Here is a 17,400-nt window from a genome sequence, read left to right as displayed (position 1 = left end):
AATTCCAGCATTATCATATTAACCAATAATAGTCAGATTAATTTAATCAACAAAAGTTAGAATTTCGCATAGGGCTTATTAAATATAATGAATTAAAAATATAAATCTTTATTTATTTCTAATACTTTCTTTTTTATCTTGATTTATATATCCCAGAATATTTATTTCATTAATATAAAATTCTGATAACTTCCCCTGAAAAATATTTAACCGTCACTTTGACACACCAGAATTAAAAGCTATTTGGACTTTTCTCAAAGTCATAAAACAAACCATAACAGCCAATAACGTTATTCCCATCAAGGTGTATGTCAAGACACTGAAAGCACCGCTATAAACAGCCAGCAACTGATGATCAGATAAGTTGGCAAACAGCCCTCTGGCATTTTCAAAGTTGCCTGTCGCCAGCCCAATGGCGGCACACAGCAGGCCAGGCCAAGACAAGAAAGATCGACATCTCTGAATGCGAACGCCATGAGGCCTCGTGTAAAGCCGATGATCGTTTCTTTTATCGGTCTATAAGCCTTTCCCATATGCCTTACACGGGCCGCATTGATCCAGAAATATCCTACATCCAGCAACATAGGGCTAAGATAGCACCGCTATAACGCTCACGGAGTGACAACTTCGACAGGTTCTCCCCTTTTTTCAATATCCTCTGCTGCTTTCAGGCATAGATCTTCTCGAAAGCGTGCACTCACTATCTGAATACCCACTGGTATCGTTTCCCCGGAAGGAGTGGAAATCAAATTTGTCCGGAGATTGACACAAGGGAGCCCTGTAACAGGGAGCGTAAGCATTGGCATTTGACTATTCCAGACCCGCATAAATGAAGTTTCACATTCAAGATCCAGATTGTTAGAGAATGGCAATTCTGCTGAAGTCGGTAAAAGGATCACCGCAAACTTTTCAGAGAGAAACTGTTGCCATTCACACGCAATCGTATGAAGTCGACTCAATGCCGAAGAGTAATTGACCAGAGACACGGAATGCGCAAATTCACGGTACATGTTCAAGAAGTTCAGCGCACCGGGATCTCCGTCTTCCTGTACCGCTAAGAGTTGACCCTCATAATCTTCACCCAACCATAGGGTCAGTTGAATATCCGAAGCTGAACGGAGAGAGGGAATATCCTCCAACTCGACGACTGTCCAGCCTGCATCACGCAGTTTTCCTGCTGCATCATAAAGCGCGTCCGCGACGTCTGGCTGGGTATCCAATCCATTTGGCCGCACGCAGAACGCTGCACATTTCGGGGCATCGTAACCCACCATGGGCGCTGGTACCCACCAAGGATCGCGGATATCCTCTCTAGCAATGACATCCATCGCTAGACGCAAGTCATTGACAGTTCTGGCAACAGGCCCAGTGACAGCCATTAACTGCACCCCTATCGGCACTTTTTCAGGATCAGTCGGATTGAATCTCGCCACTCGCCCGAAAGAAGGACGCAAACCGTGAACCCCGCAGGCATACGCTGGATACCGGATAGAACCTGCCAAGTCGGTCCCTATCGCAATTGCACCAAGACCTGCAGCAACTGCTGCTGCGGCACCACCAGAGGATCCCCCAGGTGTTAAAGAAGGATTATGCGGATTTCTCGTTGATCCATATAGCCGATTTTCGGTGAACCAGCGATAGCTAAAAGCAGCTGTATTCGTACGCCCTATAAGTAATGCCCCAGATTTCAGCAAGTGATCGACAACCGCACTGTTGGAGGGAGGGAACTCATGTTCTCTGGCCCGGACTCCGTCTGTCGTTGCAAACCCGATTTGATCTATGCTCGCTTTTATGGTTACAGGGACACCTGCGAGAGTTCCCACACTCTCACCTTTTGCAAGTGCAATATCGAGCTCTTCAGCACGTCTTATAATCTCTTCCGGCCGATATTCAACAACCGCATTAATATGAGGGTTGACACCGTCAAGTCTTGCAATCACCGCAGTAGCAACTTCTCTGACAGAAACATCCTTTTGATGCACAAGCTTGGAAATTTCAGTCGCTGATAGAATGGAAAGATCTTCTCTAGACATCACCATACCCTATATTGATATTGGAGATAAGCCCGTATCCTTGTAGAACGAGGTTACATGTTTCACGGCAACGTATAGGCGATGACATAATCACCCCGATCCTTGTCTGAACGCTGCGCGCCACCTGCGGTCACAACAACGAACTGTTTTCTCGTTTTTTTCCCAATGTATGTGATTGGAGCTGCTTGACTCCCGACTGGCAATCGGCTGCGCCAAAGTTCGCTACCGCTACGACTGTCGATAGCTCGAAGATAATAGTCCATCGAACCTGAGAAAAACGTAACCCCTCTCTTAGTCACAAGAGGCCTTCCCATGGTTGGTAATCCAATCGGTAAATGCAACCTATTGTGGCCAGTCCTCAGTGGGCGCGGAACTATCCGCGATCAAAGCAATAGGTCAAGATACTATATGACAAGAATGGAGCCACGGCTGGGATTCCATTGTGATTGTACAATTTCGGCGCTGATTAACGGTAACCATTGACTCAGTTCAAAAGTTTTTATGATTACGTCAACAGTTGGTATTTCAGCGTATTAACAGTCGTTAATGCGCAGGATCAGCTTTTATATTTGAAAATATGAGCACAGCTAGCGCCAGAATGGCAACCACTCCAGCAAGTGTTGTATTAGTCAGAAGTCCGTATTTATCGACAACTTGGCTTCCAAGGAACGATCCTGACGCAATGCCAATATTAAATATCGCGATGTAAAGAGAGGTCGCAACTTCAATTGACTTTGATGCAGCAATCATCATCCATGTCATCAACGAAACCGAAACTCCGCCATACGCAACGCCCCACAAGAGAGTAATGAGGCTACCACCTGTGATAGATCCTCCCAAAGGAGAAAAAAGGAGAACGGCAGCAGTTATGCCAATTGCGATAAACACGAGAGTCCAGCGAAGTTGCTTCGTAGCGATGCTGCCAGCAAGAAAATTCCCCGCTATTCCAGCAAGGCCGTAGGCAAACAAAAGTGGACTAATCCAGCTATTATCAAACTTGGAGACGGTCTGGAGCAGTGGTCGTACATATGTGTACGCCATAAAATGACCAGCGACCAGAAAAAACGTGACCAAAAGGCCGACTAAAACTTTTCGGTTCGCAAGCACCTCAGCAAACTGTCCTATTGTTACAGAGTTATTCACCGGAAGTGATGGTAATGATTTTATGAGGAGGATTAGCACCAGCATCGCTAAAATAGCCATTGCTAGAAATGCTGCACGCCACCCAAAAGCGTCACCAATAAATGCCCCTAGTGGTACTCCGAACACAGACGCCGCAGCAACTCCCCCAAAAATAATCGATGTCGCCAGACCAACAGAACCTGGTGACACCAAGCGCCCCGCCAGACCACCAGCGATAGCCCAAATCCCCCCCATGCAGAATCCGACAATGACGCGTGCCGCCAACAACCAGTTCATGCTGGTTGCGGTTGCCGATGCAATGTTTGCCATAATAAGGAGGATAATAAGGAAACAGAGGATCGTTCTGCGGTTTATGCCCCCAGAGGCGAGAACAGCGAGCGGAGCAAATAACGCAGCGAGCAGCGCCGGCAACGAAATCATCAATCCAGCAGTGCCGACAGTTGAGTTAAGCGTATCCGCAATTGGATTCAAGAGACCGACAGGTAACATCTCGGTTGTAACGACGGAAAACGTTGACAAACCTATTGCAGTCACAGCTAACCACGGTCTCATAACATTTCCTGTTTGCTCCTCTACCGGATGGGATCTGTTCATTGAATTTCCTCAGTTGAAGACTCTTTTTTGAATAGACTGTTGCGGATGATCAGGAAACAGACCGATCGAGGGCAACAACGCCACTGAACTGCAACATTGTAACTGTATCCAATCAGATGATAAACTACACTATAAGAGCAACATTGGGGACAATTCGTGGCTAATATAATACAAATGCCTTTCGATCATTTATCCGACATTTTAGTGTTTGTAAGAGTCGCTGATGCCCACAGTTTCACAATGGCTGCCGAGAAACTCGGGATATCGCGGTCGGCTGCTGGGAAGTGCATTACCCGGCTGGAAAAATGCCTGACTACCAGGCTTATTCACCGAACCACAAGAAGCGTTAGCCTTACCGAGGAAGGGCAGGTGTTTTATGAGCATGCTATACGCATCTTGGCCGAAGTCGACGAAGCGGGAAACGTGATAAACAAGCGGAACCAAACACCAAAAGGACACCTTCGTATCGATCTTCCTGTGGCATTCGGTCGCTTACATGTTTTGCCAATTCTCCGCAATTTCCTAGAGAGGTGGCCTGAAGTTGATGCGGAAGTCACGTTTTCGGACGAGTACAGTGACCTTGTTCGTGATGGGATCGATTTGACCATTCGCATTGGCGGTAACGATGATAGCCGGCTCGTTCGCAAGGTTCTCGCTCCTCACCGACTCATTACATGTGCATCCCCCCACTATTTAGAAACTCACGGTATTCCTGAAGTGCCAGATGACCTGTTGCACCATGACACGTTAGTGTTCTCACATCGAGGTATGCCAGTTCCGTGGCACTACGAAGTGAATAGCCAACACCGCGATTACCCTGCCAAAGGAAGGATGCGTTTCAACAATACAGAAGCGTTGCGAGATGCAGCCTTAGAAGGGTGCGGCTTATGTCAAGTTGGTGCCTTCCTGGTCGGCGAACAAGTAGCAGCCGGCACCCTTGTCCCCGTATTAGATCGATTTTGCCGAACTGAGCCGCCAATATGTGCCGTTTACCCCACAAAACGGCACCTGTCTCCAAAGGTGAAAGGGTTTATTGCCGCAATTGAAGATTGTTGGCACGGGCAAGCTGTATGGGAACCCACTTGACAAATTTTTGTCGACCATTTCAGTTTTGAAAAACTTAATTCTTAAGAACCCGTCTATGAACATCGCATAGCTGCTAATCTTAAAAGGGTCAATCGCTATTAGATTTCAATGAAATTTGTTAAGACGGAAAATATGGGCTAGACCATTTTTTTCAGAGAGGTGTAAATATCAGTAGAAGTTTAAAGTTTATAGATAAGATATTGGAGCGGGAAACGAGACTCGAACTCGCGACCCCAACCTTGGCAAGGTTGTGCTCTACCAACTGAGCTATTCCCGCGTCGCTGATGGCTGTTATTTAGCCTGAAGTGCCTGAATGCTTATGATTAATAATACTATTTTTTAATCTGCATGTCAGGAATAGGCGCTATTATGGACTTGCTCAGAGAAGATGACAAGTCCTTTGCATGCACTCTTATGCCAAACGTTCAAAAAACATTCGCCAATGAGAGTATACATCCATTTTAGAAACATTTGTGATTCTAAAAATTAACACTAAATATACAACTAACCTCTAATAAGATTTGTGCTTGTCGGAATAATTCTAGGGCAATAGATTAGAGATAGTTTTGGTCGTATCTTAGACAATAATGCTCCTCAAAAAGGGCCAAGTGTATGACTCGACATTATCCATCTAAATTTGTCACAGGTACTGATGCCCTTGCTGAGCTTTTACTCGCTCAGGCTGAACTGGATAAAAGCCATAATCTCAACACTGCGGGGTTTGTTTCTGGATATCGCGGCTCTCCCTTAGCTCGTTTAGATCAGGCATTATGGCAGCATGGTAAAGAACTTGCTCAAGCCAATATTCGCTTTCAACCTGCCATCAACGAAGATCTAGCCGCCACTGCACTTATCGGTACTCAAAAAATCGAATCCGACCCTGATCGGAATGTTATCGGCGTCTTTGGCATGTGGTACGGCAAAGGGCCTGGAGTGGATCGCTCTGGCGATGCGCTCAGGCATGGCAACGCCTATGGCTCCTCACCACACGGCGGGGTACTTGTACTCCTCGGTGATGACCACGGTTGTGTCTCCTCCTCCATGTCCCATCAATCTGATCTCGCTTTAATGGCTTGGAGCATGCCGATTTTGCATCCAGCATCTGTTTCTGACTATCACGATGTAGGATTATGGGGCTGGGCGGCATCACGCGCGAGTGGGGCTTGGGTCGGGTTTAAAGCAATCAGTGAAGTTGTGGAAAGTAGTGCTATCAGAGAAAGCAAACCCTTTCCTGAGTATGAAACACCTGAAATCGATTCTGGGCCAGATGGGCTGCATTGGCGCTGGCCTGATCTTCCCGGCCCACAGATTGAGAAACGCTTGGCCTATAAACTTAAAGCCGTTGAAGCCTTCGCCAGAGCTAATCCGATCGATCAACTCCTTGCCCCGTGCGCCCATCCGCGTGCCCTGCTGGTCACCGTTGGCAAAGCTCACCGAGATGTGCTGGAAGCCTTACGTGCCGGAGGCTTAACGCCTTCCCAACTCGCCAAACAAGGGGTGGCTTTTGTCCATGTCCGCTTAGTCTATCCTCTGTCGCCGCTTCTCAGCGATCTTGCTTCACAGGTCACTGATATTTTTGTTATTGAGGAGAAGAGCGCTGTTGTCGAGATACTGCTGGCACGCCATCTGGTTAATTCACAGAAAAATATTAAGCTGATAGGCAAACACAACCATCTTGGCCAGCAACTTTTACCCGCAGACATTGAGTTACGCCCTTCATTGATTACTCCCCTGCTTTCTGGATGGCTACACAAACTCGATTTGTTTCTCTCAGTTCCTCTGGAATGGGCAACCAAAACAACACCACACGATCTCACGCTTCCCAAACGCACGCCTTATTTCTGCGCAGGGTGTCCCCATAGCACTTCAACCCGTTTACCTGACGGCAGCCAAGCCCATATTGGTATTGGGTGTCATGTCATGGCGGCTTGGATGGATCGCAATACGGGATTTGGTTTTGTCCAAATGGGAGGGGAAGGTGCCGACTGGGTCGGACACTCACCTTTTATCAACCGTCCCCATGTCTTTCAGAATTTAGGCGATGGGACCTATTTCCATTCCGGCCATTTATCCATTCGCCAATCAGTAGCCGCAGGCAATCGAATTACTTATAAATTGCTATTTAATCAGGCTGTGGCAATGACTGGAGGACAGCCACTAGATGGCAATCTTACCATATCGCAGATTGCGGCCTTAATGCTGGCTGAAGGGGTCAAAGAAGTCGCTATCGTTACAGATAATATTGATAAATATCAGGATAAAAACCTGCTACCCGCTAAGGTGACGCTCTATCAACGTGATTACCTCGAAGAGGTGCAGAAACGCTTTCGAGAAATCGCGGGGGTAACCGTAATTATCTACGATCAGGCCTGTGCCACAGAACTGCGCCGCAAGAGAAAGCGAGGTCTGGAGCCGAAAGCGACACGACGCGCCGTGATTAACGAGTTGGTCTGTGAGGGATGTGGTGACTGTCAGGTACAATCAAATTGCCTCGCAGTGATCCCGGTCAAAACCCCTTTGGGGACTAAACGCAAGATCGATCAGCACGTCTGCAACTCCGATCTATCCTGTCTGAAAGGGTTTTGCCCCAGCTTTGTCACCGTCGAAAATGCCAATCCACGCCATGATCTCAGTAAAATAATCCCGCAAGGCGATCTAGACAAATTACTCCGTGAATTACCCCAGCCAACACCGATCATTAGCGATAACCCTTATGAAATCCTGCTCGTCGGCGTAGGTGGTACAGGTATCGTCACAGCAGGGAATTTACTGGCGATTGCGGCCGAAGCGGATAATTATTCCGTCAGTCTGCTCAATTTTACGGGCTTTGCACAAAAAGGCGGTGAAGCAATCACCCATGTCCGATTATGCCATGATATGAATAAGCTACATCAAGTCAGAATTGACCGTGGGCGCGCTAATCTCGTTATCGCGGCTGATTTAGTGGCCACAATGGGACAAAATTCACTGACAGTGATGTCAAAAAATGCAACGAAATGCGTCCTCAATACCCATGAAACGCAAATCGGCACTATGCTTCGGGCTCCCACCCTGAATCTGGATCATCCCAAGATGATGACGACTCTTCACCAACACTGCCAAACATTAAATTCCATTGATGCCGAAATAATGGCGGCTGATCTGGTCGGTGACAGAAACCAAACAAATATCGTATTAATCGGTTATGCATGGCAGCTCGGCAAGATTCCAATCACGCTTTCTGCTATCGACCATACCATTCAGGCACTGGGCAATGCCACAGACAGTGCACGACGCGCTTTCCATATCGGCCGCATTGCTGCTGTACAGCCAGATATCCTGAATGAGCGCCTGCACATCAAGCCGCAAAAAAGCATTAAGACGCTGGATGATCTCATTATGCATCGATATCAATTTTTGGTTGATTACCAGAATGAAAGATATGCACAGCGTTATCTCAGTCGCGTTGCTCAGATTCAACTGGTCACGCAACAAATTGATGCAGAAGAAATTGCCAAATCGGTCGCTGAAAACTTATTTAAACTAATGGCTTATAAGGATGAATATGAAGTCGCGCGACTCTACGCCAAAAGCGACTTTTTCGAGAATCTCCGCTCACAGTTTGATAATACGGATAACATTCGCTTTCACCTCAGCCTGCCCCTTTTCAATCGCAAAGACCCACGTACAGGCGAGAGAGGAAAAAAAGAATATGGCACATGGATCATCCCTATCCTCCGCGTTCTTGCCGCATGTAAGCCACTTCGTGGAACCATGTTCGATATTTTCGGCTATCAGGAAGAACGCAAACAGGAAAGAAATTTACTGCTCGAATATGAGCGATTACTTGATTTTCTGATAGAAAAACTGAACCGCGATAATTTAGCGATCTGTCAGCAACTCGCGGAGCTGCCCGATCAAGTCCGTGGCTTCGGTCATGTTAAGCAAAAAGCGATAAAAAACATGATGGAGCGTAAGGAGGCATTACTGGAAGAGCTATAAAAAACAGAGTGATAGCACAGATAAAAAATATTTCGGGTACGGTGAGGTTAAGCGGTTCCCATATTATTAATGAATGAACGGCTGCGAAAACATAAAAGCCACTGTTAGCAAGTTTTCATGCAGCCGTTTAGCTTAATCCAGATGATGCGTCATTATCAGTATGCTTTTTTTGACATGACATCACCCTGTTAATTGAAGGATATTTCTACCACATTCATTGCGCTTGAATAGCGAGATCGTCAAATAGCAGCGAATCCTGAAGCCGTTTACGCATGGACTTTTTGGATGTAAGCAACATGCCAACGTCTCGCTCCAAACAAGGGAAAAAGCGGTCATGCTGTTCAATATCACTTAAAGATCGCGAGGTGTTGACGATTGCGCGAGCACGAGGTTGCCGAATAGCTTCATATCGGCGTAGCGCAGCACTATAGTCCTCAGTATTTTTAAGCACATACCCCAGCACCGCAGCATCTTCTATAGATATTCCAGCACCTTGACCGAGACTGGTTAGCATCGGATGAGCTGCATCACCGAGAAGAGTCACTCGTCCCTTTGTCCAATTTTCAGGGAAGGTTCTATCTTTGGCGTCAACAGTGATTATGGATTCACTGTCAGTTGAGTTAATGATGTCTTGAACAAGATCCGGCCAACCCGCATAAAACTTAGCTACATCCCTATTCGTACCTTTCCATTTTTTGGCGTCATCATTCGACATATTCGCGGTTCCCCACCAATACACCCAGCCATCACCGATATCTACAATCCCCATACGCTTCCCTCTCCCCCAATAATGGGCAACGTAGCCGGGTGTAATTTTGGGATGGGAGTATTTAACTAAGGCGAGCCAGCAAATATAACTGGCTTCCTGGATAATAGATTCTGTTCCGATCGCGTCACGAATTGCAGAATAAAACCCATCAGCCCCGACAATAATGTCTCCCGATGAAACGGTGCCATCCTCAAAATTGATATGGACGGCATCATGAGTTTCGTTATAGCCAGTTACGCGCTTACCAAAACTAATATCAGCATCGCCAAGCTGATCCAACAACGCCCTCTGGAGGTTTTCCCTTGATATGCAAATACTCGGTGCGCCTTGCTCATCAGAGATTTTTTGAACAGGGAGACGCTTCAAGAGCAATCCTGAGCTATGCCGAATCTCAAAGTCTCGAACTTCAGCACCATAATTCTTCAACCCGAGGTCGATATCAAGCAGCTTCTTCATCGCCGAACTGGCGTTTGACATTACCGACAGACCCGATCCGGTCGCTCGTAAACTGTCCGTCTTCTCAAAGAGACGCACAGACCAACCAATTTTTTTCAATGCGATCGCGCATGACAACCCACCGATACCAGTACCGACGATGAGCGCAGAAGGTTTTCTAGACATTAGCATCCACCCCTTTCACTTTATTAATCTCAGTAATAATTGCCGACACCATTGGCCCAACGAAAGGCTCTTCCATGATAGTCAGATGATCACCATCCACTTCAATCAAGTTAACTCGACCAGACGTCTTGCCACCCCAGCCATTCAGAGGATCATGATATTCACTACGTATGGTATTGTGCATCTCTTGCAATATCTGAGGAAGAGGCTGCCTTGCGCGAATAAGCGTCACATCGAGATTCGGGCATTGTGCGTTGTATTCAGCCGCAGCTTGCCAATTAGCATTATATACCTCGAAGAGGCGCTGCATGACTGCTTTTGTGCTGCCTTCCGGGATCGCTCCTATCTGGGTTGCATGATCAGTTATATATTCGAATTTCTCTTGCAAACTTTCGATATAGGAAGGAACAACCTGAACAGGTAACGAAGAGCCCTTCGATGTCCACAGCAATTCCCAGAAGAACCAACTGAGCAAAGCATCATCGCTCGCCTGACCTTTTGCCTGTGAGCTCAGAGCCATCGTATCAAGAATCAGAACATTAGAGACCGTTTCTCCTGATCGGATTAACTGATTCGCCATTTCGAAGGCGATAAATCCACCATAGGACCAGCCACCAATCACATAAGGACCCGTCGGCTGGATTCTCTTGATCGCATCGATGTAAAAAGCAGCCTGCTCTTCAATAGTCGTTATTGGTGACGAACCCGCATCAACACCCGATGCTTGAAGAGCATAAAGTGGCTGATCAGATGGCAGGTGTGGAAGCATTCGCAGATATGACAGGATATTTCCTCCCATAGGATGTACGAGGAAGAGTGGCCTGCGGTTACCTGCTTCGCGCAGTGGGACAAGTGGATCAAACTTGAACTGACCACCACCATCTTGAATAAGCATGGCAAGCTTCGCAATGGTTGGCGCGCTGACAAATGCCGAAAGCGGTACGTTAATGCCATACAGTTTTTCGACAAGAACCACTATGCGCATTGCAGTCAAAGAAGTCGCACCGCAATCAAAAATACTCTGCTCAGGGGCTATTTCGGGGATCTTCAGTAGCTCTGCGGTCAGCTCGCAAAGCCGGCTTTCATACTCGCCTTCTGGGCCACGATAATTTTTTTCTGATACAAGCTGTATATCCAGTTTCCGGAGCATCGCATCATCACGCTTGCCACTCGGTGTCTTGGGAAGCTCATTTATCCATGTGATGTGTGTCGGCACCATATATGCGGGTAATTCAGCTCCGATAAACTGCCGAAGTTCCTCCAACGCAATACGATCTTCCTTACCCACCAGGTAGGCGATCAAGTATGAATCCAGATCGTCACGAGGCCGAGCGACAACCGCTACTTCAACATTTTCTCGGCGGTTTTCAAAGAATTCGAGGATTTTTAACTCGATTTCAGAGAGTTCTACTCTATAGCCACGAACTTTGACCAGTGTATCCTTGCGACCAAGGCTGATAATCTCGCCGCATGCTGAACGGATGCCAATATCCCCCGTCCGGTAAAACATCCCACCTGGCACGTCGGCGTGTGCAATAAACTTTTTCTTGGTTTCCTCTGGCGAACGGTAATATCCCGATGCCAAAGCTTCTCCGAACACACAGATTTCGCCAGGAACCCCATCGGGAACGACATTTGAACTCTCGTCAAGGATCACAATGCCGACACCCGTGATCGGGATACCAATCGGCGGAAGTGCTGGAAACTGGCTGGGATCACTGCTCATAGTGTAACTTGTCACCACATGAGTCTCGGTTGGACCATACTGGTTTTCCAATATGCCGCCAGGTAGATTATCGACAAGCGTCCGTATCTCTTTGGTGACACGCAACTGCTCTCCAGACGAGACAATCACCCGCAGTTTCTTCGGAAAGAATCCCAGCATAACTGCCGTCTCAGCGAGTTGCTGCAAAGCGATGTACGGAAGGAATATCCGCTCAACGCCTTTATGATCGAGATGCCTGACCAAAGCTACCGGATCTCGACGTTCCATCTCGCTAATCAGATGCAATGTGGCACCTGATGAGAGGCTGGAGAGTATTTCCTGGAAAGAAACATCGAAACTCAAAGGCGAAAACTGGAGTGTAGAGGTAACCTTGGCGCCACTACTTATTTTATTTTGCCAGCCAACAAGATTGGTCAATCCCCTATGCAGCATAGTCACGCCTTTAGGCGTACCCGTTGAGCCGGAAGTAAATAGAATGTAGGCCGCATCAGTCGAATCTATCGCAGCATCGTCTCTTTCAGCGACCGCCTCAATTGAGTCATACTCAAGGAAAAGTACTCGCTCACTTGAGGGTAACTCTGTAACAGAACGATCGGTTACAACCACTGCCGGATTCGCTATTTTCAATATCAGCTCAATTCGGCTGGCCGGGTATGATAAGTCGATCGGAAGACAAATAGCACCCATCCTCAGAATAGCCACGACAGTTGCAATTTGTTCAAACGACCGTGGTAGTGCAATTCCAACCACATCCTGCTTATTGACACCACGTTCACTCAGCAAAAAGGCAATCCTTGTCGCCGCATCCCATAACTGCTGATAGCTCCACTCGCTGTCACCATACGTGATGGCAACTGCATCCGGATCACGTTGAACGCTATTTCGGATCGTGGCTGGAAGTGAAATAAATGCCTTATCCGAAATTCTTTCCACAAGGCACCCAACTTCAGTAATCGGGCGACTGAGGGATACGGGCATTTCTGGTTGATAGGCTATTCGCTCTAACGCACGATTAAAGAGCCTGGAAAAAACTGCCCCTTGTTCTCTGGCATAAACGCTTCCATTGATATCCATGCGAACACTCGTACGTTTGCCATCAACATCGCGCATTACGTTTACCAGAATATCGAAATTTGTTTCCTCCTTCGTATCAAAGGCTACGATTTCAATATCTGTCTTCTCAGAAATATCCTGCAATATATGAAAGTGTACATAGTTAAATGCGGTCTGGAGAGAAAACGATTCATTGTCAGCTTGGATTTTGCTTAAAGGAAAGAGCCGATGTTTATGACTTCTTTTTTCATTTCGGTACAACCCTTCGACAACCTGAAGCCAATTCAAACTCTTTATATCAACCCTTAAAGGAAGTGTGTTCAAAAATAGCCCCAGGATACGCTCCGAGTGCTTAATTTCCGGCCGTGTATGTGTCACTACACCCGTGACGATGTCCTCTTTACCACTCATTAACGCAATGGCGGTGCAATGAGCGGCAAGATAAAGATGCTTTATAGGGACTCGAATAGTTCTTGCCAGCTGATTAAGTGCGGCATCAAGTACAGGATCTATTAGGAAACGATAAGAAAAAATACGCTTCACTGGAGCAGTTGAATATCCAGCCAAGCCTATTGGCAATGTATTCGTCGCGCCAGAGAGGTATTCTTTCCAGTAACTCCTGGGCTCACTCGCTTCAAGGACTTCTATTTCGTTTTGGACAAAAATTGATGGATTTGGGAGTTCGTCTTCAGGGTAACCGAGATTGGCACCATCATTCCCCTGAGAATAGGACAAAAGAAGCTCACGTATCAGGTTTGCAACGCTTCCTCCGTCAAGAATCGCATGGTGGAAGCTGAAAACTAAGTCGATGTAGTTTGATTCACTATTAGCAAATATCGCTACGTGGAAAAGGGGTCCCGATGCGAACGAATAATTATACCGTGACCACTTATCCATATGAGCAAGAACTGTATGCTCATACTCAACCACATCAGGCGTTTCAATTGATAAAACATCATCAATTAGAATCTCCGGTCTGATTAGCTGAAGGGGTAGATGATAGTCACTAAGGTTAAAAACTGTGCGTAATGCGGGGTGCCTACGAGCCAATCCTTGCAAAGCAGACCTGAACGCGACTTCATTCCACGCCAACTTCAGGGTATATCGGAATACATCTTTGTAAGTTCTCGCGCCCTCCATCTCTCGACTATGGAAAAGCAAGCCAAGTTGCAGCTGAGATACGGGATAAGCATCATCGTATGCTGAACTCAGCCTCTTTTGATCGATTTCACTTATGAGAGAAAAAGGAGGAAGTGCTTCTTTCGGGCTACTGAGAACACGTGACACACTTTCGAGGACATTTCCCAAGCTACGCACTGTCGTATACTGCGCCAGATCGGATAAGCCAACGCCATACCCGTGACTTTCCAGTTCTGATCTCACTTTCAACATCAAGATGGAATCGCCACCAAGCGTATAGAAGTCGTCATCTGCACTAATGTTTGACCGACCGAGTACTTTCTCCCATATCTTGGCAACAATCGTTTCGGATTCATCAAGTTTTACTGTCTGCGGAGATGTTTTATTTCCACTGACCTCACTGAGAGCACTGACGCGATCAAATTTTCCATTAGGTGTAAGAGGAATGCACCCCAGTCGGACAAATCTTGCGGGAACCATGAAGGAAGGAAGCTGTTTCCCAAGTTTTGCGCGAATATCACGCTCATTCAAGTCTCGTCGGCCTACATAGACTGCAATCAGGTGTTTTCCCCGAGCATCATCTTCAACGATAACCTCCGCGTTCAGCACCTCTGGCAGGTTAAGCAAGGCGTTCTTGATTTCACCAAGCTCTATGCGATTGCCGCGTATCTTCACTTGGCCATCCATCCTTCCGAGGTAAAGGATGGATCCATCTTCAGCCCAAGCCGCGAGATCACCCGTTCGGTACCAGCGACTGCAACTGTCATTCTGATCGATAATAAAACGTTCTGCCGTCAGCTCGGGACGATTCAAATAACCTCGCGCTAATTGCACACCGCCAATCTGTAGTTCTCCAGATATACCTATAGGCTGCCTGACCCCATGCAATGAGGCTATTCTCACTGAGGTATTGTTGATCGGAAAACCGATTGGTACTGCGTTGATATCCGAATCCTGTTCCAGATTTAATTCATAGTAGGTTACGTCAACCGTTGCCTCCGTCGGGCCATATAAATTAATTAGCCTTGGCGGACAGATATCGTGACTGAAAATCTTCCTGTATTTATTCACGACAGCGGGTGTTAACGCTTCACCACTTGTAAATAGGCATTTCAGACTGCTAACCGATAAAAGAGACTGTCTATCATCATTCAAAGTTTGCACATACGGTTCAAACATTGACGGCACAAAATGCGCTACCGTTACCCCGTGTGTAGAAATTGTCTGGATCAATTCCCTGGGATCCCGTTGTGCGCCTTGTTTTAGGAGTGCGACAGAAGCTCCTGTCATCGCCCACCAAAAAAGCTCCCACACAGAAACGTCAAATGATATCGACGTTTTCTGGAGGATCACATCGTCACTGGTTAACGGATGTATTTCCTGCATCCACTCTAAACGATTAACCACTGAGTGATGCTCGACGATGACCCCTTTGGGACGACCAGTAGAACCTGACGTATAGATCACATACGCGGGTTCATTAGGCTGGGCCTTGCTTTTGTATTTATAATGAGAAGGTAATTCAGTTGGCAAAGCGTCCAGATCAAACCAACGAGGATCATCAGATTTCATAACGTGGGGCAGATTAGAAATGACTAACTTGGCGTTGCTGTCGTTGAGCATATATTGAATACGATCTTCGGGATAGTCGCTATCAATGGGTAAATAGGCTGCCCCAGTTTTGAGGACGCCAAATATTGCGGCCAACATCTCTGGCGATCGCTCGACTGATACCGCCACGATATCCCCCTGACCGATTCCCCGTTCTTCTAACGCAGCGGCAATGGTGGATGACCATGCATTTAATTGAGAATAAGAAAGCGATGTGCCAGTGTGATCTCGAAGAGCGATATTTTCAGGAAATTGTTCGGCTTTAGCCTCAAAGAGCGAAACAACGGTTTCATTCACGCTGTATGGCTTAGTTGGCCCATTTTCATACTGTCGCAGCTGCTCCGTTTGCTTAAATGTCAGCAAGTTTACTTCCGACACACGCTTATCAACATTATTACCAAAATTATCGATAAGATGAATGAATGTATCTAAGAATGCATTCGCTGATTCCTCAGTATCAAATACTGAGCTATTCAAACACACATCTCCCCAAACATCTGCATTATTGCCATAAGTGTACAGATGAATTGCTATCGCATCCTGGGTATGTATGTGCGCGATATTCTGGGTTTTTTCTTCAAATCCAGCAATTGCCCCCCATTCTGGATAACGCAGATAGGACATTGTTACATCAAAAAGTTGACGAGAGGAACTTGCCAGAGCAGAAATAATACCCCCTAACGGAACCGATTCTTTGTCTTTCAGAAAGACGATAAAATCTTTGATCTGCGAGTAAATTGCTCTGAGTGTATTTTGAGGTAATACCTCGACTTTCACGGGAAGAATATTAGCTCGGTGACTGACTGACGTAATTTCTGTATCGGTTCTGTTAAGAAACGGCACTCCAATGAAAAATTTCTCGCTTCCGTATGCATTTGACAGCAGAACTGCCAGAGCCGTTGAAACAGCCAAAAAAGGAGTAAAACCATTTTCAATACCATGAGCGACTTCGTGCGCTGATATCTTGAATGGTCTGATATAGCTGGGGGATGTCGAAAGAGTCGCTCCAGATTTTGGGAATAATACGGGATCGGTATCAGCGATTTTCACGACGACGTCGTCGATTGCCTCATCAAGTTTACTGCCTTCCAGGGTTGGATATTTTGTCGCGTAACGTTTCACCCCTTTGAGCTGTTCATTTAGACCTAAATGATTATCCGCATAAGCACCGAGTATTTTCTTGGACAACAGATTCAGACCCCAACCGTCGGCAACGATGTGGTGGGCACGTATCATCAATATAGTTGCCTGATCTGTTTGGCCTATCGCAATATCGAGCAAGGGTGGAACAGAAAGATCCCAAATCTTACGAGGCCACTCCTTGAAGAATGAGGCAAAGTCGTCTTCATTCTTGAATTCATATAACTCGGCACAAACCACAACGGGAGCTTTCTTCAGAACTAGATGCCCCTCTTGCTCGTGAAAAGACTTGTGGGAAGCTTGCTCCGACTCCAGAACTTGTTCAGCAACCCTCTTGAGATTCACGAGATCGATAGATCTGGGTAACAATTCACTAAGAGCCACTGTGAACTGATGGCAGTGCGGATCATGTAGCTCCTCAACCCATAAATCCCTTTCGTACGAAGTCGGTTCTGCAATACTCATAGCTTGAACTCCATTTAGACTAATGACATTAGCTCTAC

The 17,400-nt window shown here is 46.6% G+C and carries 8 protein-coding genes and 1 tRNA gene; 2 read left to right on the top strand and 7 right to left on the bottom strand.

Translation table 11 applies throughout. From position 1 onward, the window contains the following. Positions 1–213: 213 nt before the first annotated feature. The 4 genes from NXS07_RS03565 to NXS07_RS03550 form a co-directional block, all read right to left on the bottom strand. Positions 214–444: a hypothetical protein gene (locus NXS07_RS03565; protein ID WP_038205910.1), complete on the bottom strand. Its 231-nt coding sequence runs from the start codon at positions 442–444 to the stop codon at positions 214–216. A gap of 167 nt (positions 445–611) precedes the next feature. Next, complete coding sequence (locus NXS07_RS03560; RefSeq protein ID WP_051862970.1) at positions 612–2,033, bottom strand: amidase family protein; 1,422 nt, start codon at positions 2,031–2,033, stop codon at positions 612–614. A 62-nt stretch (positions 2,034–2,095) separates the two neighbouring features. Beyond that, the gene (locus NXS07_RS03555) at positions 2,096–2,374 is read right to left on the bottom strand and encodes a hypothetical protein (protein ID WP_438818364.1); all 279 of its coding nucleotides are present in this window, start codon (positions 2,372–2,374) and stop codon (positions 2,096–2,098) included. A 202-nt stretch (positions 2,375–2,576) separates the two neighbouring features. Beyond that, positions 2,577–3,770, bottom strand: a complete 1,194-nt coding sequence (locus NXS07_RS03550; protein ID WP_258086187.1) for an MFS transporter — start codon at positions 3,768–3,770, stop codon at positions 2,577–2,579. Between the two features lie 174 nt (positions 3,771–3,944). On the opposite strand from NXS07_RS03550, the gene NXS07_RS03545 reads away from it, so the two are divergent. Next, the gene (locus tag NXS07_RS03545; RefSeq protein WP_258086193.1) at positions 3,945–4,856 is read left to right on the top strand and encodes a LysR family transcriptional regulator; all 912 of its coding nucleotides are present in this window, start codon (positions 3,945–3,947) and stop codon (positions 4,854–4,856) included. Between the two features lie 201 nt (positions 4,857–5,057). Here the strand turns inward: NXS07_RS03545 and NXS07_RS03540 are convergent. Next, positions 5,058–5,133, bottom strand: a tRNA-Gly gene (locus NXS07_RS03540). A gap of 335 nt (positions 5,134–5,468) precedes the next feature. Here NXS07_RS03540 and NXS07_RS03535 point away from each other — a divergent pair. Next, a complete protein-coding gene (locus NXS07_RS03535; RefSeq protein WP_258086186.1) occupies positions 5,469–8,837 on the top strand; it encodes an indolepyruvate ferredoxin oxidoreductase family protein in 3,369 nt (1,122 codons plus the stop codon). A gap of 214 nt (positions 8,838–9,051) precedes the next feature. On the opposite strand, the gene NXS07_RS03530 is transcribed toward NXS07_RS03535, so the two are convergent. Together NXS07_RS03530 and NXS07_RS03525 are read right to left on the bottom strand one after the other, a co-directional pair. After that, the gene (locus NXS07_RS03530; protein WP_038218764.1) at positions 9,052–10,227 is read right to left on the bottom strand and encodes an FAD-dependent monooxygenase; all 1,176 of its coding nucleotides are present in this window, start codon (positions 10,225–10,227) and stop codon (positions 9,052–9,054) included. Then, complete coding sequence (locus NXS07_RS03525; RefSeq protein ID WP_258086185.1) at positions 10,220–17,362, bottom strand: non-ribosomal peptide synthetase; 7,143 nt, start codon at positions 17,360–17,362, stop codon at positions 10,220–10,222. The genes NXS07_RS03530 and NXS07_RS03525 overlap by 8 nt, the downstream gene beginning before the upstream one ends. Between the last annotated feature and the right edge of the window lie 38 nt (positions 17,363–17,400).

The organism is Xenorhabdus bovienii, from assembly GCF_024721015.1.
GTDB lineage: Bacteria > Pseudomonadota > Gammaproteobacteria > Enterobacterales > Enterobacteriaceae > Xenorhabdus > Xenorhabdus bovienii.
Note: the sequence above shows the minus strand (reverse complement) of the source record. Positions and strands in the feature narration are given on the sequence as shown.